Genomic DNA, 25679 nt, shown 5'->3' with positions numbered 1-25679 from the left:
AGTTTACTCGTCAATATGATAATAAATTTTGTTTACACCAGGCCCTGCACCAATACATTTTTCATCACCTGCTTTACAGCCATCAGGATCAGGATTTAGAGGATCTTTTACTTTCTCCATTTGGTCTCCCGCGTTACCAATACCGATAAGGTACATGTAACTATCATCTTCTCCATTGGGTGGAATAACCAGTTGCGGTGTATCAGGAACACGAGCGCCCATTTCCATAAATTCTTGCGTATATGAGCGAGTACCTTTATGTAAATCAAAGCCATATAAACGGCCTTTACCAGACACTAAACATTGATTAGCCGATGTAGTATCACCAGGTACATATGAAGTAAAGAACACACGCCCCTGAATAATCGTCGAGGCAGATAAACTCTTTTCACCAATGGCACCGAAGTTATAATACCAGCCACGCATCTTACCAAAAGCAACGTTCTCATCTTCAGTTACTGGAGGGGCTGATGACACATTGTAAAGGTTCGATAGCTCTAAAGTCGCCGGTACCACATTACCTGCTGCCCCAGTGAAAGACTTACTGACGACATTTCTGTCCTGTAAAACAAAAAACTTATCCGAACGCGACTTATCTAGCGGGTGTGGCCGATGGCCACTGCCTATTGTGACTGCATCATAGGGGACATTCTGATATGTTCGCGTGGTCGTAGTACCAGTAGGTGTTGTTACACTGACTTCTGAGATGTTAGTAAAGACTGTTTGGGCGACTGCAGGTTCGGCAAAAAAGCGACGATCATTCGCTTGAGAGGTTCCACCTAAACTGGCAAACTTAAATGCAGTCCAAGGCACTGTGGTACTATCCGGCGAAGCGCTAGGAAGATCCATTCGCCACACATTAGCACCGGTGTCAGTCGCATATATTCGGTCTGTCAATCGGTCATTGTTACTGTCCAATACTGCAACGCTGTTCGGAATACTATCAACAATACCATCAAGCTTGGTTTTATTACTACCACCCGCTACGCCAAAATGATGTACAAGCGCGCCAGTTTCGGCATTGAGTATATACACTCCACGACCATTGGTATCATCTTGGCCAACGCCAGCACCATCCTTTGTTGAAGGATTATAGCCTCCACCAATAATCAACACTGGTAACGCATTAGCTGGAGAAGTATTACCTGCAGGCAAACCAGGAATAAAAGTCACAACAGGCTCAGCCCAAGACTGGCCCATATCACTCATACCGGCTGAATCAGGGCTGACCTTCCACATGAATGATGGTTTATCTGGGTCGGTGATATTAAGTGCATAATATGACTTACCACCACGGCGCATACCGGTAAATAACCAGGCCTTTTCAATTGCACCAGAAGCATTACGTTTAACATAGGCCACTGAAGGACTGTCCATCCCGTATACAGAATGCACGCCAGTGGGAATATTGGCGCGAAGCTCTCTTAGATTAGGTAATAGCTCTTGTGGCATAAATGCCCAGGACTCTTCTACCGTATTACCCTTATCTTTAAACATATGAATAAACCCCTGGTTTGTACCTAATATCACGCGAACATCAGGAGAACCAGCGGTACCATAGTTTATTGCTAAAGGTTTTGAATGAAGAGGGTCCCCCATAATATCAACACGGGTATCTGAGGTAGATTTATCTTTATCTTCGTCATCTACATCAATGCCTTGGGTCCATTTAAACAATTTATCTAACTCGGATTTATCGACCCCCATAAAACGAGCTAACTCATCTTCATTACCAATGCCAGCACCATTAATTGCATTCGCTTTAGTAAATGCCTTTAATGCACCGTTGGAACCAAAATTACTGTATAAGGTCCTTGTCGCGGTATTTTGAAGCATTAATGAAGCACCACCGATAGCAACATTATTACCATCGCCACCACCACTTGTTGCATCGCAGACGGCTTTTGAAGTCCAATATGAGCAAGCTGAGGATTTTAGATTACCATCATCACCAATGGCATTATTTCCTGATTGGTCTACAACATCACCACTACCAGTGACTTTGAACTTTTTCAAGTTGCCTAGCCAGCGTGGCCCCTTGTTAGGTAAAAACATTGCATAATAAACGGAATCGAGGGTTTGGGTTCTATCAAAATTATTACTAGCAATAGAAGGTGAGGTAAAACTCGAGTTAACCTCTAAGATATTAGAGAAAATTTGTTGTAATGCTTCCTGCAATTTTTGTGCATCTTTAGCTGAATAATATGCGCCTCCGCCACGTAATGCGGTTTCTTTTAAAATAGGTGCTGCGCTATCCGCGCCAGAACTAAAACCAATAGTATATGTGCTCACAGTTTGAAAACCATCAACAGAAGTATTCACATCATTCTTCTTTAACCAACCAGCTAGCGCGGGAAGATAACTATTACTGTATTTATCGGTTTTAGTGACACCATTTAGCCCTAATATCAGATTGTCAGCATTAGTATCATTTGTTGGCTCACCATCCGTCACGTAAATCACATAAGCGTTATCTTGACATTGTTTACCCACAAAAGGTGATTTGTATTTGCCCCCAGACTCTGCATCGGCATCCCTATAAGGAGTTCGACTGGTATCATCATCGCCATAATACACACCTAAGCCTGCAAAATAACGATACGACTCGTACAAGGTCTCACATAATGGCGTCCAAGTTTCGGCTTTAAATCCACCTATGGTTGTCAACAATTTTGCTTTTGATGATTCATTAGTCGGAGATATGCCATAAACAATTCTACCGCCATTACGGGTGTCACCACCATTAAAGTTAAATACTGAAAGGCCAAAATCAACCCCAGGAGTAGTAACAATGGTATCTTCTATAACTCGCTGAGCAATTTCTAGACGAGAATAATTTTGTTGAGTTTTCGAACTGTGATACCAGTTTACGTACTTTTCAGTGTAAAGAGTAATAGGTTGGCCAATACCAAAGTTAGTAAGTTTAGCTTTAGCTACTGCTGCGTCAATCTGAGCTGGTGTTGATGAGTTGTTTGCGGCAGTATGGCTTATAGGATTAGCACTTGTTCCTAACCCATCAACCGGAAAGCCCCAAAAGTTTGTGTTATTGTTATAATAATTCTTCTCAGCAATATCCTCATAACAATCAACCTGGCTAATACCTGAACCATCAGTTAACGGTATTTCAGACCAGGTTCCGTTTTCTCCAACATACTTATGCTCGCGAATATAACCAGTAAACATACCGTAATCTTGAAGATACTTCTCACCAACATCACAACCATTAACGCCATGTAAAAAGAATTGCTTGCTAGAAGCACTAGGGATATTACTGCTGCTACGAGTATAAAATAGCTTAGTATCTGGTTTTAATGTCCCACCTGAATTGACGTTCTCTGCACCACGAACATAAGGTGTATCCGTTTTGAAGTTACTGCCCATACTGCCTGAGGTATCAAATATAATGAGTACCTGGGGTCTTGAACCTGACCTTGCTGTGGACTCAAAAACATAAAGTTCAGTGTCATCTGCGAAACTACTAGCAGATAAGCAAAGTACCGCAAATAACGATGTAAACGATATAAGCTTTATCATAATTAGCTCCTAAGGTAACATTTCTTGTTCAAAACCTAAAATAACAGTAACTTGCCCTAAATTACTGCGACCAAAACTTGCTCTACTTGATACTTCAAAGCGTCGGCATATTAGTGATATTCCCGAATTAGCCTTCATACTGCGTTGGCAGTCAACATCACCTACTGACATAGGAGTAATCGTATTCGTCACGCCTAATACGGCATCATTCATTACAGTCACGACACTCATAGCACCCATTACAGCGCCTTCATTATCAGCTATGACCTTTACCTGCGCACCTTGAGCAGACATCATGGCCTCTATTCGCTCAGATCCCGCACCAGCCATACGTAATGACTGGGTAGAATTTACTGCAAGCGCGACACCTATAACTGTCATTATGACTAAAATGATCAAAGAGAAGAATAAAACGACTCCCTGCTGCTTTTTTATTGAATTTTGCATTGCTGTTACCTAAATGTATTTGCAAACTTGTTTAATGATTAATTCCTAATTAAAACAGGATTTTCTAATACAATAGTCGTGGAGACAACTTTTCGACGAAAGTTATCATTAAGTGGGCCAACGGTTTTATCACCCAAAGTATATGTCACGTTGTTAGTATAACTTCTGTCTTCTTGGGAGCTACGCACTAACAGGTAAACCCGAAGAGACACTAAACGTTGGAAAAATGCATTATCCCACATAAGTGATGTTACATTTTGTACAGGCATATAACTGTCTGCAGTATCATCACCATTATTGTCAAAACCATACAAAATACGCATATTTTCGATGCCTTCAACTAATTGCTCATCGTTATTCATCCCATTACCAATTGAAAGTGTACGACGTTTTAATATTGGAATATCACCGTCATTCTCAATATAGTAAACATGATGTTGATATTCCCAAATACGGCTGTTCATTAGGGGAGGTGGAACAGCATTACCATTAAAAATTTCAATCTCAGTAGATGTAGATGCTGCATAATAACGAGTAGGATTAATATTGGCAGGCAAAACGGACGGACCAACAAGACGCTTCATCTGTAGAACATCAGTCTTCGCATTTGGGGTAATACAGGCCAACACTTCACCACTTACTCCGGCTTCATAACCCCACAACCGCCTAAAGTGAGAAAGCTGGTTATTAGGGAAGCTTGCATTATTTACACCGGCGCCTACACAATCATTAGGCACAGCTGAAGCTGATACAATTGTATTGGTGCCAACAATAAAATCGGTGCCGGTAATATCACCTGTAAAACCTAGTTGACTAATATCTCTTTCCATAATCGCTAATGCGATACGGCCATTTTCTTGTAATTGGTTAAACTGGCTCGTGGTGGTCACATTACTTGATGACATACTAAACATGCTAAAAAGACCAGCTGTTAAAAACAAGCTGATCAGCATGGCGACCATCAATTCAACAAGCGATAACCCCGCTTGCAATGTTATTTTTTTTAGCATTTTTTTACCTTACAAAATCGCGGTATTAATAACTAACGCACGACGCCTATCATTTGACGAGCCACAACTTTTTGCAAAAGCACTGCCCTCGCTTAAACCATCTGTTGAAGCGCGAATGCCACGCCAGGTCATAACAACTGTGACATCCCTACCAGTAATATCTATACACGCTGTGGTAGAATCTAATCCGCCGACACTCTCACCAGAATACTTTTCATTTTCACCTTTAAACGACTGCTCCCACTGGTATATATCCCACAGGCGGGTCTCAACATTAGTACAAATACTGTTCACACCAATAGCAACATCACAGGCTTTAGTTGGCGCAGACGTGCCACCATTATAAGTTCCTTCATAATTGCTAAGCTCAGATGGGTTCATTCGCATTCTGTTAACAATATCATTGGCATAATAAGAGGCTTGAGTTTGTTGAAAAGACTCAAAACTGCCTTGTTTGGCCACTATGTGCAAATTAAAAATGCCAATAAGGCCTATCACCAGTATTACCAGTGAGACCATAACTTCAATTAAGGAAAATCCATTCCCTTTAGATGACATGCGTCAACCCTCCGACAACCGTCATATTTTTGACCTCGAATTTTACATTTTAAGCTTAAAAAACGATAACTTATATCAAATTTCTGTTCAACAATTCTAACTTACAAGTTGTTAACAATCTAGCTTAATATGTTTACCTTCATATAAAGCGGTTATTGGTAACAACTATACTCCGATTAAATTTTAAGCACAAAAAAACCCGTAACTTAACGCTACGGGTATATTTAATACAGTATGAACTAGAAAAAGCGCTAACGCTACCTTAGCTCTGCAGGCACAGCAAAAACAATGTCTTCTTTACGCCCTTCAACTTCAGTAATCACACTTGGAGCATGCTCAGCGATGGCGTTGACAACTTGCTGAACCAGTACCTCAGGTGCTGAAGCTCCGGCTGTAACGGCCACTTTAGAAACATCTTTAAACCAGCTAGGGTCGACATCTGCTGCGGTATCAACTAGGTAAGCTTGGGTACCGGTTTTTTCAGCAAGCTCTCGCAATCGGTTTGAATTAGAGCTATTTTTAGAACCGACAACAATCAATAAATCGACTTGTGCAGAAAGACTTCTCACCGCATCTTGACGATTTTGAGTGGCATAGCAAATATCATCTTTACGTGGCCCTTCGATTGATGGAAAGCGTTTCTGTAAAGCAGCAATAATATCCAGTGTATCGTCGACAGATAATGTTGTTTGAGTAACAAAACATAAGTTATCCGCATTTTTCACCGACAATGCGGCGACATCTTCTGGTGACTCAATTAAATAAACGCCACCTTTATCATTGTCGTACTGCCCCATGGTCCCTTCTACTTCAGGGTGGCCTTCATGGCCAATTAAAATACATTCAATACCTTTGCGACTTGCTCGAGTCACTTGTAAATGTACTTTAGTCACTAAGGGACAAGTTGCATCAAACACTTTTAAACCACGCTGCTTGGCTTCTTTTCTAACCGCTTGAGAAACACCGTGTGCACTGAAGATAACAATTGAGTTATCGGGTACTTGTTCTAGCTCTTCAACAAATATCGCCCCACGGTCTTTTAAGTTTTGAACTACATATCGGTTATGCACTACCTCATGACGCACATAAATAGGCGGTTCAAATAACTCTAAAGCACGTTCAACAATACTGATAGCACGATCAACACCCGCGCAAAAACCACGTGGGTTTGCTAATAAAATATTGAGTTTAGCTGAAGTAGGATCAACTTTTAGCATAGGTAATGTTTACTCCGTGATAACCTGTACAACATCTAGCTCAAAAGTGATTTTATGCCCAGCCAATGGATGATTTAGATCCACAGTAATAGAGTCACCTATTGTTTCACGCACAATACCTGGAATTTCGCTGCCGCCTGGGCCCGAAAAACTGACAATAACCCCAGCTTCTAACTTCATGTTAGCTGGAAAACGACTGCGGTCCATATGATGAATAGCATCAGGGTTTGACTCGCCAAAAGCATCTTTAGCATCCAGGGTGAAAGTATGTTTATCACCCTCAGATAAATGTTTAATTTGTGCTTCTAACGCTGGGCTCAGGCTTTGATCGCCTAAATTAAACCGCGCAGGTTTACCTGATGCTTTGGTGCTATCTGCGGTTGAACCATCTTCTAAAATAAGGTTCATATGGCATAAAATTGCATGGTTATCGGGTTTATTTAAATCGGTCACTTTGATTGCTCCTGCTCAGTTTGAGCAACATCAGGCTTAAAGGCTTCCCACAGAATTAATATTGCGCCAATAAAAATAGCGGAGTCAGCAATATTAAATGCTGGGTAGTGGCTAGTTTTCCAATAGAAATCTATAAAGTCCACTACGAAGCCATGCATTAAACGATCAACTAAATTACCTAATGCGCCACCAATAACGAGTGTGTAAGCAAGGTTTGTACGTAACAATTGATGTGACTGCTTTCTTAACCAGATGGTTAACAAGGTACTAAAACCTATCGCAATAACCGCAAAAAACCAACGTTGCCAACCTCCGGCATCACTTAAAAAACTAAATGCAGCGCCGTAATTTCGTACATAAGTAAAATTGAAAAATGGCAATAACTGAATTGATTCATATAAATCAAAGTTTTCCAGTACCCATTGTTTAGATAACTGATCTGCAATAAACACAAATACAGCTACCCAATACCAACGCAAGCCACTGTCCTTCCAATTTAATGGAACAGTACTCATAACATTCTATCCCTATGCAAACTCACGTTGTTCGCCTTCACCTTCAATATTGGTCACACAGCGTTGACACAATGTTGGGTGGGCTTCAATGGTGCTAACTTCTTCACGGTGATGCCAGCAACGCTCGCATTTCTGCGCTTCACTTTTAGTTACCACTAATTTTAGATTTTCAAGTTCAGTTACTACAGCATCTGCTGGTGCATCAGCTAAAGGCGCAACTACCGCTTTTGAGGTTAATAATACAAAACGTAACTCGTCATCTAACTTAGCTAGCTCTGCGGCAAGTTCTGCATCGGCAAATAAAGTCACTTCAGCTTCTAATGAACCACCTACACGTTTATCACGGCGGGCTTGTTCAATCACTTTATTCACTTCATTACGAACAGCAAGCAGCTTCTGCCAGTAATCATCACTTAAATCGCTTTCAAGAGTGACAGACTGTAGCCCTTGATACCATTCTTCAGTAAACACATACTTATCGCGTTTGCCTGGTAACAATTGCCAGATTTCATCTGCGGTGAAGCTTAAAATTGGGGTGATCCAACGTACCATAGCTTCAGAAATATGGAATAATGCCGATTGACAGCTACGACGAGCATTACCATCTTGCTTGGCGGTATATTGACGATCCTTAATGATATCTAAGTAGAATGCACCTAATTCAATTGAACAGAACTGCATTAACTTTTGAGTCACTAAGTGGAAATTATACTGATCGTACGCGGCAATAATTTCATTTTGTAGTGCATCAGCACGACGCATTACCCAGCGATCTAATGCCACCATATCTTCTGGCGCTACCATATCGGTTTCTGGGTTAAAGCCGCTTAAGTTAGCCAACAAGAAACGAGCGGTATTTCGAATACGGCGATACGCATCGGCGCTACGATTTAAAATCTCATCAGAAACAGTCATTTCACCGCTATAATCGGTTGCCGCGACCCATAAGCGCAGAATATCGGCACCCAACTTATTGGTTACTTGCAACGGCGCAATCACATTACCAACTGATTTAGACATTTTACGGCCTTTACCATCAACGGTAAATCCGTGTGTAAGTACTTGCTTATAAGGCGCTTTGCCGTTCATCGCGGTAGAAATCATCAGTGATGACATAAACCAGCCGCGGTGTTGATCGCTACCTTCAAGGTATAAATCAATGTCATGGCCTTGAAACTCTGGACGCGCCGCAACAACAGATGAGAATGAAGAGCCTGAGTCATACCAAACATCTAAGGTGTCAGTAACTTTACGATACTGAGAGGCTTCTTCACCTAATAATTCTGATTCATCTAAGTCCCACCAAGCTTGAATGCCTTGTTGCTCAATTCTATGGGCAATACGTTCCATCAATGACACGCTATCTGGATGTATCTCATCGGTTTCACGGTGTACAAATAATGTGATTGGTACACCCCAGGTACGTTGGCGTGAAATACACCAATCTGGGCGGTTTTCAACCATTTTTTCAATACGACTTTGACCCCAATCTGGTAGCCAATGCGTTTTCTTGATTTCAGCTAAAGCTTGTGCACGTAAACCTTTGTTGTCCATTGAGATGAACCACTGCGGTGTTGCACGGAATATAATCGGTGTTTTGTGGCGCCAGCAATGCGGATAGCTATGACGATAAGCAACGTGATTAAGCAGTGCGCCCTTTTCCGTTAATAGTGCGACTACATTGTCATTGGCTTTAAACACGTGTTGACCGGCAAAGAACTCAGTATCAGGTTTGAATACACCGTTATCGCCAACAGGGTTGGCCACTTCTAAACCGTATAACTGGCCAACAACAAAGTCGTCTTGACCGTGCCCTGGTGCAGTGTGAACAATACCCGTACCCGCTTCAGTGGTAACATGGTCACCAAGAATCGCAGGCACATCAAAGCTTAAAAATGGGTGTTTAAAACGAGTCAGTTCAAGCTCAGCACCTTTGACTTCACCAATAATTTTATGTGAATCAAATCCATAACGTTCAACACATGATTCAACCAACACTTGGCCTAAAATCACAGCCGCTGTCACACTGTCTTTAGTAAACTCCACTAAGCTATAGGTAAACTCAGGGCTTAAAGATAACGCGCGGTTAGCCGGTAATGTCCACGGTGTTGTGGTCCAAATAGCCATTGATACTGGATGAGGATAATTTTCTACAGCAAATTTTGCTGCAACAACAGCACTATCTGTCGCTTCAAAAGCAACATCAATCGCTGGTGATGTTTTATCTTCATATTCAACTTCAGCTTCAGCAAGTGCTGAGCCACAGTCAGTACACCAATGCACTGGCTTTACACCTTTGTGTAAATGGCCGCTGTCAATAACTTTGGCTAATGAACGCACAATGTTAGCTTCAGTAGTGAAATCCATGGTGAGGTAAGGGTTTTGCCAGTCACCTAGCACACCTAAACGAATGAAGTCATCGCGCTGACCATCTACCTGAATAGCCGCATATTTACGACACTCTTCACGAAATTCAGCCGCGGAAATTTTCTGCCCTGGCTTGCCCACTTTTTGCTCGACTTTTAACTCGATCGGCAAACCGTGACAATCCCAACCAGGGATATAAGGCGCATCAAAACCAGACATGGTTTTTGATTTAATAATAATGTCTTTTAGGATTTTGTTTACAGAGTGACCAATATGAATACTGCCATTCGCATAAGGAGGGCCATCGTGCAAAATAAACGGTTTACGGCCAGCTCTATGTTCACGAATGTGTTGATATAACCCATCCTGCGTCCAGCGATTTAACATTTCTGGCTCGCGATTAGCTAAATTACCGCGCATCGGAAACTCAGTTTCCGGCAAATTCAAAGTCAGTTTATAGTCGCTCATTGATCCCATACCGTTAATTAAGCTGAATAATCAGCTTGCATCAAAGCAGAATAAAGCCTTAGCTTCATTCGCATCATTCAAAATTTGTTTTTTTAGTGCATCCAATGACTCAAAAGGTTGTTCGTCACGGATTTTAGCCACTAATTCAACTTCTACTCGCTTGCCATATAAGTCACCATCAAAATCAAATAAGTGCACTTCCAACTGACAAACTTGGCCTTGCACTGTCGGGCGAAAGCCCACATTTGCAACACCTTCATATACATCACTACCATGCCAAAAAAATCGTACTGCAAATACACCGCGTATCGGCACGACTTTTCTTTTTAACGCAATATTTGCTGTTGGAAAACCGATAGTTCTACCAATTTTTTGCCCATGAGCCACTTTACCACTCAACATAAATGGATGACCCAATAACCGTCTTGCTTGTTCTAAATGACCTAGCATGAGCTCTTCACGTACTAAAGTTGAACTCACTCTGTGAGTTCCAACGACAAAGCTTTGAGTGCTGACTACGCTGAAACCAAACTGCTTACCTGCGGCTACCAGCATCTCAAAATTGCCTTCACGCCCTTTCCCAAAGCAAAAGTCGTCACCGACAACCAGGTATTTAACACCTAGTTTGTTAACCAATAATTCTTCAATAAACGCCTGAGCGGGTTGACTGGCAAAAGATCGTGTGAAATTAACACATAATAGGCGGTCAATTTCTAATTCGTCCAATAAACGGACTTTATCTCTTAAAAGGCTTAACCTTGCTGGAGCATGCTCTCCACGAAACAACTCTTGGGGTTGTGGCTCAAATGTCATTATGGTCGCAGGCAGTTGAAAATGGTGCGCTTTACTTACCAAATTACGGATCACCTCAGCATGGCCACGGTGAACACCATCAAAGTTGCCTATGCTTAGCACGCAACCATGATGAGAAGGTAATAAATTGTGTATACCGCGGATTAATTCCATTACGCCAATGCTTGCCTAAAATTGTTTATTAATAGTAAATCGGCAGATTATATACCCAAACCGCTATCCACTTAAACCCAATAACTCTATTAAGCGACTATAAATCTGCGTTTAAAGAATCACTGGGGCTGTTTTTATTTTCCATGGTCTGACACCGAGCAAAAGTAAGGTAACCAGATAAGTTAATGCGCCGCTACAAATAAGCGCGACTAACGCCATCATTCTTTCACTAATGCTCCAACTAAGCCATTGCGATTGAACGGGTAAAAAATACCATAACATTGCAGACATGACCGCTGTCGCGATGACAATTTTAAGCGCAAATATCAATGTTGCGCGGCTAAGATTGTAAACCCCAGCCTTATGTAAACCGCTATATAACAAACCAGCATTAAGCAATGCCGATAAGGATGTCGCTATTGCTAAACCTACATAGCCGAATGGAATAGCAAATATAAGGTTAAACACCATGTTAGTTACCATGGCAATAATACCGAATTTAACCGGTGTTTTTGTATCATGCCTAGAATAATAACCTGGCGCTAATACTTTAATCATCATAAAACTCAGCAAGCCTGCACCATAAGCAACTAAACTGTATGAAGCCATTTCAACATCGGTGAGACTAAATGCCCCGCGCATGAATAACACCATTAACATAGGTTGCGCGAGCAAAATCAAGCCAAACATAGCAGGCATACCTAATAGTAAAATAGCTTTAACGCCCCAATCCATTGTTTGACGAAACCCCTCCCCTTCAGCATTAATATGCTTTCTCGAGAGTGCTGGTAAAATTACCGTTGCGATAGCAATACCAAATAATCCGAGTGGAAATTCAAGTAACCTATCTGCGTAATACAGCCAACTAATCGAGCCCGTCATTAAGAAGCTGGCAATAAAAGTATCAAACAGCAAATTGATTTGAGAAACCGATACCCCAAACAGTGCTGGCAGCATTAAAGTGCGAATCTTAACGACACCAGGATGATGCCACCCCCAAGAAGGTTTAACTAAAGCGCGCTCTTGAATTAAAAAAGGGATTTGAAATACAAACTGCACCAGACCACCAACAAAAACTCCCCATGCCAATCCAATTTCTGGGTTTTCCATAGTCGGAGAGATGTATAAAGCAAACCCGATGATTGCTATGTTAAGAAAAACCGGGGTAAATGCCGATACAGCAAACCGGCCTCTGGTATTTAAGATTGATCCTGCTAGCGCAGTAAAAGTGATAAACCACAGATAAGGGAAGGTGATTTTAAGCATTAAAGACGCAAGCTCGAATTTCTCGGCATTGGGGCCATCGTTCAACCAGTCTAAAAACCAACCGCCGCCGAATAATGCTGTAAGTATAGGAGAGCCAATAACACCAACTAAGGTTACTATCGTCACCAGCAAACCAAGCGTACCGGTAACTTTTCCGAGTAACTCCCGGGTTTCTTCAGGGGAATGCTTTTCTTGATATTCAGTTAACACAGGCACAAAAGCTTGTGCAAAAGCACCTTCGGCAAATAGGCGGCGTAAAAAGTTAGGTATTTTGTTAGCAAAGAAAAAAACATCCGCGCTACTTCCTGCACCCATTAAGTTAGCAATAACAACATCACGCACTAACCCCATCACACGAGAAATCAATGTCATAGCACTGACAACGACACCTGATTTAATTAACTTTTTACTCAATTGACCCCCAAAAGCTCATCTTGCCCATAAAATTTAATGGTATTTGTTGCAAATATTCTAAGCAAACTCTGTCACATAGGCTAAAGAGCTGTTAGAATTACGCCACATATTACACGAGTGGGTTGAAGATAAGCACGCCGATTGTATATTTTATCATTTATGATGAGATTTCAATTTTAGTCGTTGACAAAGCGACTTAAAGCAGGCATATTCCTCGGCCTTTAAAAGTATCAAATCCAGTTTTTAGGAGTTGCACCTTGGCTAATAGCAAGTCTGCAAAGAAGCGCGCGCTTCAGTCTGAAAAGCGTCGTCAGCATAATGCAAGCCGTCGCTCAATGTTACGTACATACGTTAAGAAAGTCATCGCTGCTATCAAAAGCGGTGACCACAAAGCGGCTACAGAAGCGTTCGCAGTTGCACAACCAATAGTTGACCGTATGGCGACAAAAGGCCTTATTCACAAGAATAGAGCTGGCCGTCAAAAGTCACGTTTGAATGCTAGAATCAAAGCACTAGTTGCTTAATTCAGTAATCAATCTCAAAAAACCGGCCTAGGCCGGTTTTTTTTACGTTTAAAATTCAGCATATGTATTCGATGTAAGCATTTAAGCCGACCAATAGTATTGATTATGTGACAGATAATAAAAAGCCTTAATCGCTAAATAGCGATTAAGGCTTGAAAGAAGACAGCTTAGTGGCAGTACATATTATTCAGCACTTGAATAAGCGCTTTTACTTCATCGCTTTTTAATGAGTAATAAACGGTTTGTGCCTCTTTACGTGTGCCAACTAGATTATCCTTTCTTAACCATGCAAGGTGTTGCGATAAAGCAGACTGGCTTAGCCCTAGCTTTTTATTCATATCACCTACACACATTTCACCATCATTAAGCAGGTGGCATAAAATAAACAGTCTGCGTTCATTCGCTAGCGCTTTTAATAAGACAACGGCATGGTCGGCTTGTTGCTGCATTTTTTCTATATCCATCACCTAAAATACTCTCCTCATCTAACATTTGCCTAATATAGCGTCACCTTAAAAATAGAGTCGGGACATAAAGCACACTTTTTGGTAGATTGTTTAAAAAAGTGAGACATAGTTAGAATATTTGAAGGAAACTCATGAGAAATTATAAGCACGTCAGCTTAACAGCTTTATTTGCAGTGGCATTATTTGGCTGCCAGCAAACAACACCATCACAACCTAAATCGATTAAACGAGTGATTAATGACTCTGAGGATGCGCAAATCAGTCAACTGTTAGCGCAACAAGCCCTTAATTCAAACAGAGCCTACGATATTGTTGAGTCACTCACCGTAGAGGTAGGGCCGCGATTAGCTGGTACAGATAAAGATATTATGGCTGTCGAATGGGCAATGGAAAAACTGTGGCTGATGGGCTTTGATAAAGTCTATAAAGAATCAGTCCAAGTTCCAGCATGGTCTAGAGGGATAATGACTTCGGCCAGTATTGTGTCACCGTTTGAGCAACCTTTGGTGATTACAGCCCTTGGTGGCAGTATTGGTACGCCAGAGACAGGCATTCAAGCACCTATAGTACGTTTTGAGTCATTAGAGGAACTCACTTTAGCCTCACCTGGGCGTATTGAGGGCAAGATTGTTTTTATCGACCATAAGACTGAACGGCATAAAGATGGCAACGGATATGGTATTACTGTTGGCGGACGCTCTAAAGGAGCTGTAGAAGCGGCAAAAAAAGGCGCTGTTGCGGTTGTGATACGCTCAATTGGGACTGATCATGACCGTATGGCTCATACGGGTATGATGCGTTACCAAGAAGATGTGCCTAAAATTCCCGCGGCGGCAATGTCAGCACCTGATGCCGACTTAATCAACGCCATGTTAACACGGGACCCCAATATTGTTATGTCGTTGAATATGACATCTGAAAACTTAGGTATTGCCACATCTTACAATGTAATAGCAGAGGTGACAGGCAGTAGTAAACCAGATGAAATTGTCTTAATAGGCGCGCATCTAGATTCGTGGGACGAGGGTACGGGCGCTATTGATGACGGAGCAGGAGTTGCGATTGTTACCGCCGCAGCCAAATTAATTCAAGATTTACCACAAAAGCCTGCTCGTACTATCCGCATTGTACTCTACGCTGCTGAAGAAGTCGGTTTAGTCGGTGGAAAAGCCTACGCAGAGATGCATGCCAATGAATTAGAAAAGCATTACATAGCAGCAGAATCTGATTTTGGTGCTGGTCCTGTTTATCAAATTGATTTTAATGTTGCACCGACAAGCTTTAGCCAAATTCAGCATCAGGTGTCGGCGATGACATTAAATGGGATTGCTTTAGGATCAAATGACGCCTCTGGTGGGCCGGATGTTTCTATGATGCCAAGTTTAGGTGTGCCAGTGGCATCGTTAAAACAAGATGGTACAGATTATTTTGATTATCATCACACCCCTAATGATACTTTGGATAAAATCGACCCAAAGGCACTAGCCCAAAATGTAGCAGCATATGTGCAATTTGCTTATATGATGGCGCAATCTGAAATTGAGCTAAGGCCACTCGCTAAATCGGAGTAATTACCGTCAAGTGAGCCAACTCAACTTACTATTCTGCTAGGTTATATTTATTGAATGTTTTATCCATAAAAATGCCCTTAACGAAAAGGGCATTTTTTTATGACTAAACTGAACCGACTTTTGACTATATATTCATCTGAAAATATTAATAAACACTAGTGTTGCTCATCACGTAAAAAAACCGGACTATCTAACTTGGACTGTTCAGGGCTGTAATAGTAGCCCTCTAAGTCAAATTCAGTTAACTGCTCTAATGTCTTAGGTTGATTATTGACAATATACCTTGCCATCAAACCGCGCGCTTTTTTGGCATAAAAGCTAATTATCTTATATTGACCATTCTTACAATCTTTAAAAATTGGGGTAATAAGTTGCCCCTCAAGCTGTTTGACTTTAACTGATTTAAAGTACTCATTAGAGGCTAGATTGACGATGATGTCATCACCCTGCTCTGCTAATGCCTTATTCACTTCATTGGTAATAATCTCCCCCCAAAAGGCATATAAATTATTTCCAGCTGAGTTAGCTAATTTGGTGCCCATTTCTAAGCGATAAGGTTGGATTAAATCGAGGGGTTTTAGCAAGCCATATAAACCTGACAAAATACGCATATGTTGCTGTGCTGAGTGAATTTGCGACTCTGATAAGCTATCTGCATCAAATCCGGTATAGACATCCCCTCTGAAAGCGAACATCGCTTGCTTGGCATTGATTGGAGTGAAATCAGGTTGCCACTGCTCAAAACGGGCAGCATTCAAACCTGCTATTTTATCGCTAACTTTCATTAAACTAGCAATATCAACAGGCGTAAGTTGCCGACATATCTTTATCAGTGTTTCGCTATGGGATAATAATGTCGGTTGAGTAAACGTTGCCGTTATCGGCGGCTGTTCAAAATCTAATGTTTTGGCAGGTGAGACTAAAACCAGCATGGCTAACTCCTTTATCTGAATACACCACATAATACGTGACTGATATAAAAAAACCATGCTGATTCAGCATGGCTTTTTCGATTACCCTAACGCCTTTAATCAATGCACAAAAAACAATAGCGGCTTATTTTTTGTTACTAGCAGATAAGTCAGGCCAGATTTGTTCTTCCAATTGATCGGCTAGCTCAGGAAATTTACTGGTATCAAATACCGGATCTTTTCCTTCTTTAACTTGCTGACGATAGTCATTAATGACCCTAATCGCCAATCCTGAAAGTAACATTATCGCGACAATGTTAACCAGTGCCATCAGTCCCATGGACACATCAGCTAAATCCCATACCAAACCAATTTTAGCCATAGCACCAAACATCACCATACCTAATACAACAAGTCTAAATAAAGGTAACGCTTTTTTGCTGTTGCCAGACAAAAACATGATGTTAGTTTCGGCGTAAGAGTAATTTGCAATAATTGAGGTAAAACAGAATAACAAGATAGCAAAAGCAATAAAGGCACCGCCCCACGAACCAACATGGAAAGTTAATGCATTGATTGTCATGCCAATGCCTTCACCAGATCCAGCTGCATCACCCGAAAGCAATATTATTGCCGCCGTTGCGGTACAAATAACGATAGTATCAAAAAAGACCCCCATCATTTGTATATAACCTTGTGATGCTGGATGGTTTGGGTTGGGTGAAGCACTTGCTGCAATGTTAGCAGCACTACCCATACCCGCTTCATTTGAAAATAACCCACGAGCTATACCAGCCTGCATAGCTTGCGAGACACTATATGCAATAGCGCCACCAGCAGCTTCTTGCCATCCAAATGCACTATTGATAACGAGCATAAATACTCTTGGTAGTTCCTCAATATTTATCAGTACGACAATAAACGCCATAATGATATAAACTAATGCCATAAAAGGGACAACAAATTCCGATACTTTAGCAACCTTTCTTAATCCCCCCATAATAACCACGCCACTGAATAACGTAATCAAAATACCGACATAGAGTGCATCAACATCAAATACAGCGGTCATCGCACCGGCTATTGTATTAGCTTGAACTGCATTGAAGACCAAACCAAAACAGATAATTAAGAGAACAGAAAATAACACCCCCATCCAACGCTGTCCTAAGCCTTGCTCCATATAGTAAGAAGGACCGCCTCGATATTGCCCATCAACATCTTTTACTTTATAAACTTGAGCAAGAGTGGATTCGATCATCGCTGTGGCCATGCCTAAAACAGCAATAGCCCACATCCAAAAAACGGCACCAGGACCTGCTACCCCTATAGCAAAAGCAACACCAGCCATATTACCTGCACCGACTCTAGCAGCCATACTGGTACAAAAAACTTGAAACGAAGATAATCCATTTTTACCCGGTCTACGGCTAATGGCGAGTAATTTAAGGCCGTGACCAAACTGAGTAAACTGAATAAACCCAAGGCGTATCGTAAAATATAAGCCAGCTCCAACCAGCCCATAAACTAATAGCTCGCCCCAAAGTAGGCCGTTTAAATAATTAATTATTTTTTCTAACATTGCCATAATGCTTATCTATTCCTTTGGAATAACTCAATCTATCGTGTAACAATCTTATTTATAGCTGGGTATAGATGCTGTAATCACGACATATAAAGTTATTTTAATTGCTTGATTATTATTGGTTTATATTTTTATTAATTAAAAACCAGTCTTGTGGCTTGGCTTATTATACCTTTTCAACCAATGATCTCTAATTTAGTTTGAAATTGCATTCAGACTAATTAAGATATTCGATGATGTTCTTTGCAAACAAATTAGCACAGGCAGTCAATTAGAACTTAATAAATTCAACGTAAAAATCACTTTATCGCCCTCAGATCAACAACAGCATAACAATCCTCCACTTTATAAAACCAACATAACAACAAATACAACATAACTCTCAGTGAAATATCACCACCTAATTAACAAAAGTTAGATCCACAACACATTATTGACTCTCAAAATGAAATACAGTGTTCTCAAATTAAGACTAACATTCAATTTTTCTCGTTTTAATGAGGTCAATATGACAAATGCTAATGAAATTATCGCACTCAAAAAGTTTGTTCGAGCTACTAACTTCCTTGCAACTTCGCAAATTTATTTGAAGCAAAACGTACTTTATAAACGTAAGCTTGAACACACTGATATTAAACCTAGATTACTAGGCCATTGGGGAACTTGCCCAGGTATTAACTTTGTCTACGCTAACGTAAACCGTCTTATTGTTAAACATAATCGTGAGTTCATCTACCTTGTTGGCCCTGGTCATGGTTTTCCTGCAGTACAGGCCAACCTATTCATGGAAGGTTCATTAAGCCATTTCTATCCAGAGACAATTCCTTATACAGAAACCGGTATCGAAGATATCTGTAAAAAATTCTCTGCAGCCTATGGCTATCCTTCGCATGCTAACCCAGAAGCACCAGGACAAATCTTAGAAGGTGGCGAACTTGGCTATTCATTGTCTGTTGCATGGGGTTCTGTGCTAGATAATCCAAATCTGATTGCTGCCTGCTTAATCGGTGACGGTGAAGCTGAAACAGGCCCACTAGCAGCATCTTGGTATGCTAACCGTTTGGTATCACCTAAAAATAACGGCGCAGTTCTTCCAATCGTGCATATCAATGGTTATAAAATCTCTGGCCCAACCCGTATGGGCCGCATGAGTCATGAAGAGCTTGATTTAGAATTCCGTGGTCTTGGTTATCATCCAATTATTGTTGATGATGAACTTGATACTGATATCTTCGAACAGATGTTAGCGGCAATGGACTTGTCCTATGACATGATCAATGACATTCAACGCCGTGCACGCTCTGGCGAAGATGTTGTTAAACCACGCTGGCCAGTGATTTTAATGAGAACAGCAAAAGGCTGGACTGGTACTACTGAATATGATGGTAAAAAGCTCGCGGGTAACTGTGAATCTCATCAAGTCATCGTCAATAACTGTGCAACCGACAAAGGTCATTTAGATGCACTTGATCAATGGTTAGCTAGCTACAAATTTGATGAACTTGTACAAACTACTGAGGCTGGCGAATTAGTATTTGATAAAGACATTATGTCTTTGATGCCACCTAAAGATCTTTGTTGTGGTCGTCAACGTTTGAGCTACGGTGGCGAAGTCGTTCGTGCATTAACCAATCCAGACTTAGTAAAATTAGGTTACGGCGCTGAAACTCCTCGCGGTCAACGTGGTTACTCAATGTTGAAAATGGGTCAGTGGATGCGTGATGCATTCAAATTAAACCGCGATCAACGTAACCTGCGTATTTTCAGCCCAGATGAAACTTATTCAAACCAACTTCAAGCTGTGTTTGAAGAAACAGATCGCGCTTGGCAGTGGCCAATTGAGAGCTGGGATGAGGATATGTCTCGCGACGGTCGTGTAATTGAACTATTATCTGAAAACTTACTTTTCGGTATGTTACACGGTTACACAGTAACGGGCCGTCACGGTATGTTCCCAACTTATGAGGCTTTCTCTCAAGTTGTGTCATCTATGGCTGACCAATACTGTAAATACGTCCATGCAAGTCAAGACATCCATTTCCGCAAGCCAATTCCAGCGTGTAACGTGGTACTGTCTTCGTTACTAGAGCGTCAAGATCACAACGGTTATTCTCATCAGAATCCGTCTTTCCTAGGTGCTATGCTTGAGAAGCACCCAAACATTATTTCTGCTTATTTACCAGCAGATGCTAACAGTACTTTGGTGTATACCGAAAAAGCTTATGCTGATCGTGACAAACTAAACATCATTGTTGCTGGTAAGAAATCACTACCACAATGGTTGTCATTAGACGAAGCTCGTAAGCAAGCTAAAGACGGCATGATGGTGTGGGATTTCGCCTCTGATAATAATCCTGATGTTGTTTTAGCCGGTTGTGGCGATTATGCAACTCAAGAATGTATGGCTTCACTAGTACTAATTCGTGAAATTCTACCACGGGTACGCATTCGCTTTGTGAGTGTGTCAGAACTTCACAGCAGTGGCTTAGGTAGTCTTGAGTTCCAAAGCAAGCCTTGGATGATGGATGAAGTCTTTACAGAAGATAAAGGCGTGGTATTTAACTACCACGGTTACCCAAACACCATTAAGAAGCTAGTATTTGATTATAAAGGTAACCGTCGTTTCCGTATTAAGGGTTATGAAGAAGAAGGTTCAACGACTACACCGTTTGATATGGGCGTACGTAACGGCACCTCTCGCTACCACTTAGTTATCGACATGGCGTATAAATTGTTCCAACAAGGCGTAATTGACGAAACTCAACACGTTCGTATTACCACTGATATGTTACAACGCTTGGTTGACCATAAAAACTACATCAAGGCAAATGGGGTAGATCCTGTTGAAATCGAAAACTGGGTATGGACTCGCTAACATTGAGCCTATAAATAAAGCCCAATAGCATTTATTAACAAATAATCTAGTTACGTGATGCTATAAAACGACAACAAACGATGCGCTCTTTTTGGGGCGCATTTTTTATTTCCACAGCTAAATACCAATAATCTGATATTTTTATCCTAAAAAGGTGTAAAAATGTTTACTATGTTGAATAACGCATCCCCCAGTTCAGTTCTAGTGGGATATCCAACTGAATATTCATACAAAAATACAACCAACAAACAGTTTAAAAAACCTACACAAAATCGTTTTGTCAATAAATAAATGACTACTTATTTGCAAAATAAGACAATAAATACTTCTTTATCACTGGCAATTGATAGTTTTTACTCCCATAATCCGCCTCGTCAACTAATACAGATAAGACTCACCACAATAAGTGTTGGCAATACCGATTCGACTTGAAAAAACATGTGACCGGTATATTGGTGAAGTATTAATAACAATGGACTTATAAATGATGAAGAACATATTAAAAGTAGTATTACTGACCTCAATGTTACCTTTTGCAGCTTCAGCTGCTGAAGAATTAACACCTTGGTACGTTGGTGGCGGTTTAGGCGTAAATAACTACGAGCCAAACTGTGATCAAAAAACCATGAAAGTATGTGGCGAAGATGACCCATATGCTTGGGATGTATTCGGCGGATATTTATTCAATGATTATTTTGGTGTGGAATTAGGTTATCGCGACCTAGGCCGTGCCGAATGGACTGACTACAGCAACAAGTTAAACGATGTTGGTGCTCGTGGTATGTCTTTAGGTTTAGTTGCATTTTACCCATTTGCAAACAAATGGTCTTTATCAGCTGAAGCTGGTGCAATGAACTATCTTATTTCTAACAAAAAACAGTGGGATACTGAGTATTATAGCGACAATGGTATTGCACCATATATTGGCGCAGGTATTGGTTATAACTTCACTGACAACTTAAAGCTAGCAGCTAAATACCGTCGTTACGAAAACTTGGACGAAGAAAAGTGGAACACACTTTCTATGGAAAGTAACTACTGGGGTCTTGAGTTAAGCTACCGTTTTGGTTCAGTAAAAGCGGCACCTGTTGCAGCTGTTGTTGCACCAGTAGTAGTTGTTGCTGCCGATGCTGACTCTGACTCTGATGGCGTTGTTGATCGTTTAGACAAATGTCCTAATACACCAAGTAACCACAAAGTGGATGCGACTGGCTGTACAGTATATGAATTAGCGACAACTAAGCATGACTTAGGTGGCATCTTATTCGCTAATGACTCTGCAGTAATTAATCAAGCTTCATTCTCTGATCTAGAGAAATTAGCTAACTACATGAAGAAAAACCCAGAGCATACCGTTATTGTTGAAGGCCATGCGTCAAACGTAGGTAAACCAGCATATAACATGGCTCTATCTGACCGTCGTGCGAGTTCAGTTGCTAATGCCCTTACATCGAAATACGGCATCAGTGCAAACCGTATTAAATCTATCGGTTATGGTGTAACTAAGCCTGTAGTTGAAGGTAACACTGCTGAAGCTCATAGACAGAACCGTCGTATTGAAGCTATCGTTACTGGTACTGAAAAACGTGCTGTATTAAAATAATTTAATACTAATCGATTTAACGAAAAGCCGCTGATATCAGCGGCTTTTTTATTTACTGAACAATAATAAACTTCTCTAAACATCTACTATTAGTCATATTTATGTTTTTATCACCCAATTAAATAAACATAAATTTGCACTAAATTCGAAATTTAACAACAATAAAAAACAAAAATTAAGCAAAACAGTGCAACATTTGGTAATTTTTTTACCAAAACGTTGGAATAAAGAGTAAAATCGCGTTTAATAAAGGAAGTAAAATAACCATTTTTTATCGAGAGGAAACGTCACATGGCCAACGCACTCGCTCAACTCAAAGCATTCACTACTATTGTCGCAGATACCGGTGACATTGAAGCAATAAAACGCTATCAACCAGAAGATGCAACCACAAATCCATCGTTAATTTTGAAAGCTGCACAAATTCCTGAATATGCCTCTTTAATCGAAAATGCTGTTAGCTGGGCAAAAAACCAAAGCAACGATCAAGCACAACAAATTGAAGATGCCGGTGATAAGCTTGCGGTAAACATTGGCGTTGAGATTCTAAAACTTGTCCCAGGCCGTATTTCTACTGAAGTAGATGCGCGTCTTTCTTTCGACAAGCAAGGCTCTATTGATAAGGCACATAAGCTTATCAAGCTTTATAAAGAAGCTGGAATTGATAAATCACGCATTCTAATTAAATTAGCATCTACCTGGGAAGGCATATGCGCAGCTAAAGAGTTAGAGCAAGAAGGCATTAACTGTAACTTAACCCTATTATTTAGCTTTGCTCAAGCAAGAGCTTGTGCAGAGGCTGGTGTTTATCTTATTTCTCCCTTTGTAGGCCGTATTCTTGACTGGTACAAGAAAGATACTGGTAAAGATTACACTGCGGAAACGGATCCTGGGGTTATTTCGGTTACTGAAATCTATGATTACTACAAACAACACGGCTATAGCACGGTTGTAATGGGGGCGAGCTTCCGTAATATCGGCGAAATCATCGAATTAGCAGGTTGCGATCGCTTAACCATTGGACCGGCTCTATTAGAAGAGTTAGCCAATACTGATATCCTTGTTACTGAAAAACTTAAAGCGGTACCGGCATCATCAACCGCACCTACTGCGCTAACTGAAGCAGAATTCCGTTGGGCATTTAATGAAGATCCAATGGCGGTTGATAAACTTGCTGAAGGTATTCGTAATTTTGCGATTGACCAAGGTAAACTTGAGGTCATGCTAAAAGAGAAGTTAAGCTAAACAAGGAATGTGAATTAATGACTCAATTAACACAATCAGCTACATGGCAACAGTTAATTAGTAATGCAGCTGCGCTGCCTCACATGCGTGAGCTATTTAGTCAAGACAAACAACGTTTTGACTCAATGCATCTCAAAAGCTGTGGTTTACTGCTAGATTACTCAAAAAACCGTGCTGATAAAGAAACCTTGGCGTTGTTATTTAAACTTGCTAATGAAGCTCAGCTACAAGATAAAATCACCGCAATGTTTTCCGGTGACATTATCAACAATACTGAGCAACGTGCAGTACTTCATACCGCACTTCGCAGTATGGCTGACCAAGATATTAAAGCTGACGGAAAAAACATTGTTCCTGAAGTACAGCAAACTCTTACCAAAATGGCTAAGTTTGTTGAGCAAGTACAAAGTGGTCAATGGAAAGGCTACACAGGAAAAGCGATTACAGATATCGTTAGTATTGGTATTGGCGGATCTTTTCTAGGCCCTAAAATAGTAACTCAGGCGTTAAGACCTTATTGGCAAGGACTAAATTGTCATTTTGTTGCCAATGTGGATGCTACATCGATTTGTGAGAAATTGAAGGGTTTGAACGCTGAGACCACGTTATTTGTCATGTCATCAAAGTCGTTTAGCACGCAAGAAACGCTTACTAATACGCTAAGCGCAAAAGAGTGGTTTTTAGCACAAGGGGCATCACAGAGCGACGTTGCCCAGCACTTTGTGGCTGTTACCTCAAATGTCGCGAAAGCGACTGAGTTTGGTATGGATGCCGACAATATTTTTCCTATGTGGGATTGGGTCGGTGGCCGCTATTCTTTATGGTCAGCGATTGGTTTACCGATAGCACTGGTTGTGGGTATGGATAATTTTAAACAATTATTATCCGGTGCCTTTGACATGGACCAACATTTTCAGCAAGCACCGCTAGAACAAAACATGCCAGTCATTATGGGAATGCTATCTGTGTTATATAGTAATTTTCATAGTGCACAGTCCCATGTCATTTTAACTTATGATCACTATTTACGTGGTTTACCTGCTTATTTCCAGCAACTTGATATGGAAAGCAACGGCAAGTCGGTCACTTTAGAAGGGCAAACTGTTGATTACAGCACAGGTCCTGTTATTTGGGGCGGCGAAGGCACCAATGGGCAACATGCATACCATCAGCTATTGCATCAAGGTACTGCACTTATTCCTGCTGACTTTATCATGCCATTACAAAGTCATAATCCGCTTGGTGAGCATCACAATCAACTGGCATCAAATTGCTTTGGCCAAACTCAGGCATTAATGCAAGGTCGTACATACGAAGAAGCATTAGCCGAAATGAGCACAAGCAAGCTTGATGATGCCCAAAAGCAGCTGATTGCCAAACACAAAGTAATGTCTGGTAACAAACCCAGCAACACTTTATTAATGGATAAACTGACACCTCGAACCTTAGGTGCTTTAATTGCTTTATATGAGCACAGAACATTTGTTCAAGGTGTCATTTGGCAGATTAACTCCTTTGACCAATGGGGAGTTGAATTAGGTAAATTACTCGGCAACGATGTACTCGACCGGATTGGAGCTGACCAGAATGCAAATGAATTAGATTGTTCCAGTAATTCCTTAATCAATTTGTATCGTCAAGGGCAGATTTAACCACTAAAAAAGCCAGTGTAAGCTTAACACC

At 40.9% G+C, this 25679-nt stretch carries 19 protein-coding genes; 6 read left to right on the top strand and 13 right to left on the bottom strand.

What is annotated here, in order from left to right:
• Positions 1 to 3: 3 nt before the first annotated feature.
• From ACRWQL_RS15325 to murJ, 10 genes are all read right to left on the bottom strand, one after another.
• Positions 4 to 3537, bottom strand: coding sequence for a pilus assembly protein (locus tag ACRWQL_RS15325; protein WP_434953401.1), 3534 nt, complete (start codon positions 3535 to 3537; stop codon positions 4 to 6).
• 6 nt (positions 3538 to 3543) lie between these two features.
• Positions 3544 to 3969: a pilus assembly PilX family protein gene (locus ACRWQL_RS15320; RefSeq protein WP_226415863.1), complete on the bottom strand. Its 426-nt coding sequence runs from the start codon at positions 3967 to 3969 to the stop codon at positions 3544 to 3546.
• Positions 3970 to 4019: 50 nt separating this feature from the next.
• Positions 4020 to 4991 carry a PilW family protein gene (locus ACRWQL_RS15315; protein ID WP_434950848.1) on the bottom strand — a complete coding sequence of 324 codons (972 nt, stop codon included), beginning with the start codon at positions 4989 to 4991 and terminating at the stop codon, positions 4020 to 4022.
• A 9-nt stretch (positions 4992 to 5000) separates the two neighbouring features.
• Positions 5001 to 5549, bottom strand: a complete 549-nt coding sequence (gene pilV / locus ACRWQL_RS15310) for a type IV pilus modification protein PilV (protein WP_434950846.1) — start codon at positions 5547 to 5549, stop codon at positions 5001 to 5003.
• Between the two features lie 257 nt (positions 5550 to 5806).
• Positions 5807 to 6766, bottom strand: coding sequence for a 4-hydroxy-3-methylbut-2-enyl diphosphate reductase (gene ispH, locus ACRWQL_RS15305; RefSeq protein ID WP_434950844.1), 960 nt, complete (start codon positions 6764 to 6766; stop codon positions 5807 to 5809).
• Positions 6767 to 6775: 9 nt separating this feature from the next.
• Positions 6776 to 7219 (bottom strand): FKBP-type peptidyl-prolyl cis-trans isomerase, encoded by a 444-nt coding sequence (gene fkpB / locus ACRWQL_RS15300; RefSeq protein ID WP_226414019.1) that lies wholly within the window; start codon positions 7217 to 7219, stop codon positions 6776 to 6778.
• Entirely contained in the window at positions 7216 to 7734 is a 519-nt protein-coding gene (gene lspA, locus ACRWQL_RS15295; RefSeq protein WP_434950842.1) for a signal peptidase II, read from the bottom strand. Before lspA ends, fkpB begins: the two co-directional genes overlap by 4 nt.
• 12 nt (positions 7735 to 7746) lie before the next feature.
• Positions 7747 to 10569, bottom strand: a complete 2823-nt coding sequence (gene ileS, locus ACRWQL_RS15290; RefSeq protein WP_434950840.1) for an isoleucine--tRNA ligase — start codon at positions 10567 to 10569, stop codon at positions 7747 to 7749.
• A 30-nt stretch (positions 10570 to 10599) separates the two neighbouring features.
• A complete protein-coding gene (gene ribF, locus ACRWQL_RS15285; protein ID WP_434950839.1) occupies positions 10600 to 11535 on the bottom strand; it encodes a bifunctional riboflavin kinase/FAD synthetase in 936 nt (311 codons plus the stop codon).
• A gap of 111 nt (positions 11536 to 11646) precedes the next feature.
• A complete protein-coding gene (murJ, locus tag ACRWQL_RS15280; protein ID WP_434950837.1) occupies positions 11647 to 13215 on the bottom strand; it encodes a murein biosynthesis integral membrane protein MurJ in 1569 nt (522 codons plus the stop codon).
• 257 nt (positions 13216 to 13472) lie between these two features.
• On the opposite strand from murJ, the gene rpsT reads away from it, so the two are divergent.
• The gene (rpsT, locus tag ACRWQL_RS15275; RefSeq protein ID WP_226414009.1) at positions 13473 to 13739 is read left to right on the top strand and encodes a 30S ribosomal protein S20; all 267 of its coding nucleotides are present in this window, start codon (positions 13473 to 13475) and stop codon (positions 13737 to 13739) included.
• A 167-nt stretch (positions 13740 to 13906) separates the two neighbouring features.
• On the opposite strand, the gene ACRWQL_RS15270 is transcribed toward rpsT, so the two are convergent.
• Positions 13907 to 14203 carry an ArsR/SmtB family transcription factor gene (locus ACRWQL_RS15270; RefSeq protein WP_226415862.1) on the bottom strand — a complete coding sequence of 99 codons (297 nt, stop codon included), beginning with the start codon at positions 14201 to 14203 and terminating at the stop codon, positions 13907 to 13909.
• A 134-nt stretch (positions 14204 to 14337) separates the two neighbouring features.
• Between ACRWQL_RS15270 and ACRWQL_RS15265 the strand changes: the two genes are divergently transcribed.
• On the top strand, positions 14338 to 15777 hold the full coding sequence (locus tag ACRWQL_RS15265) for a M20/M25/M40 family metallo-hydrolase (protein WP_434950835.1): 1440 nt from the start codon (positions 14338 to 14340) through the stop codon (positions 15775 to 15777).
• A gap of 155 nt (positions 15778 to 15932) precedes the next feature.
• Here the strand turns inward: ACRWQL_RS15265 and yaaA are convergent, their stop codons facing one another.
• Together yaaA and ACRWQL_RS15255 are read right to left on the bottom strand one after the other, a co-directional pair.
• Positions 15933 to 16709, bottom strand: coding sequence for a peroxide stress protein YaaA (gene yaaA / locus ACRWQL_RS15260; protein WP_434950834.1), 777 nt, complete (start codon positions 16707 to 16709; stop codon positions 15933 to 15935).
• A gap of 124 nt (positions 16710 to 16833) precedes the next feature.
• Positions 16834 to 18270, bottom strand: coding sequence for an alanine/glycine:cation symporter family protein (locus tag ACRWQL_RS15255; RefSeq protein WP_434931978.1), 1437 nt, complete (start codon positions 18268 to 18270; stop codon positions 16834 to 16836).
• A 511-nt stretch (positions 18271 to 18781) separates the two neighbouring features.
• On the opposite strand from ACRWQL_RS15255, the gene ACRWQL_RS15250 reads away from it, so the two are divergent.
• The 4 genes from ACRWQL_RS15250 to pgi all read left to right on the top strand — a co-directional run bounded on the left by ACRWQL_RS15250 (position 18782) and on the right by pgi (position 25648).
• Complete coding sequence (locus ACRWQL_RS15250) at positions 18782 to 21148, top strand: phosphoketolase family protein (protein ID WP_434950832.1); 2367 nt, start codon at positions 18782 to 18784, stop codon at positions 21146 to 21148.
• Positions 21149 to 21632: 484 nt separating this feature from the next.
• Positions 21633 to 22751 carry an OmpA family protein gene (locus ACRWQL_RS15245; RefSeq protein ID WP_434950830.1) on the top strand — a complete coding sequence of 373 codons (1119 nt, stop codon included), beginning with the start codon at positions 21633 to 21635 and terminating at the stop codon, positions 22749 to 22751.
• Positions 22752 to 23042: 291 nt separating this feature from the next.
• A complete protein-coding gene (gene tal / locus ACRWQL_RS15240; protein WP_434926860.1) occupies positions 23043 to 23996 on the top strand; it encodes a transaldolase in 954 nt (317 codons plus the stop codon).
• A 17-nt stretch (positions 23997 to 24013) separates the two neighbouring features.
• On the top strand, positions 24014 to 25648 hold the full coding sequence (gene pgi, locus ACRWQL_RS15235) for a glucose-6-phosphate isomerase (protein WP_434950829.1): 1635 nt from the start codon (positions 24014 to 24016) through the stop codon (positions 25646 to 25648).
• Positions 25649 to 25679: the final 31 nt, after the last annotated feature.

It is taken from the genome of Shewanella sp. HL-SH4 (assembly GCF_051164845.1).
Classification (GTDB): Bacteria; Pseudomonadota; Gammaproteobacteria; order Enterobacterales; family Shewanellaceae; genus Shewanella; species Shewanella glacialimarina.
This window is presented reverse-complemented; position numbering and strand designations above follow the sequence as displayed.